Origin of the sequence: Enterobacter asburiae (assembly GCF_008080435.1) — a bacterium.
GTDB lineage: Bacteria > Pseudomonadota > Gammaproteobacteria > Enterobacterales > Enterobacteriaceae > Enterobacter > Enterobacter asburiae_C.
Genome location: NZ_VRKN01000065.1, coordinates 1 through 628 on the forward strand (window position 1 = coordinate 1; position 628 = coordinate 628).

Consider the following 628-nt stretch of genomic DNA (forward strand, 5'->3'; position numbering starts at 1 on the left):
CTGGCTTTCACCACGCTGCCCTTGTCCCCGTGAACGCTAAAGCGTGCCGTACCGCCAGCAACCAGCATGCTGGCGTGCATTAACATTGTGGGTGTGGTGGGCTATACCACATTTTGTTATGCCGCTAACCAGTTTAAGAAATAAGTGAATTCTTAATTTAAATCAGGCGAAAGTAGATCTCATTTCTAATGGAAATGGGTATGGGGAGTATTACCTGAAATTCAGAAAGGCAGCTAAATAAAATATGTTCCTAATTATCTGTACCTCTTTTTGGGTGTTTTTTTGAGTATCACCCAGACAATTAGTCAGCAGGCCGTGCAATTAGGTATTGGCCAGGCACAAATAGTGGCCGAAAAAACGGCGCTTAGCTAAGTAGAGGTCAAACGCTATTCCGATCTGCTACAGGCGGTGATAGATAACGTTCAGGCGCTCAAAAACGTCGAGCAACTGACAAAGCTGCGCGCAGACGCGGGCGTGAGTTCCACCTCCGATGAGCTCCAGACCTGCACGCGTATTGCAGGCATGCAGGCAGAGGCTTATTCGCCAGTGCTTCTTTGCCGATGTGAGAGACGAAAGGTTAATTTCGGCACCTGACAGGGCTGTTTTCGGATATATCTCTGTACAAGAT

At 47.5% G+C, this 628-nt stretch carries 2 pseudogenes; one reads left to right on the plus strand and one right to left on the minus strand.

What is annotated here, in order from left to right:
* Nucleotides 1–86: pseudogene (locus FU672_RS25375) on the minus strand (hypothetical protein); the annotation flags it as partial.
* 259 nt (nt 87–345) lie between these two features.
* Here FU672_RS25375 and FU672_RS25380 point away from each other — a divergent pair.
* Nucleotides 346–552, plus strand: a pseudogene (locus tag FU672_RS25380) (TolC family outer membrane protein); the annotation flags it as partial.
* Between the last annotated feature and the right edge of the window lie 76 nt (nt 553–628).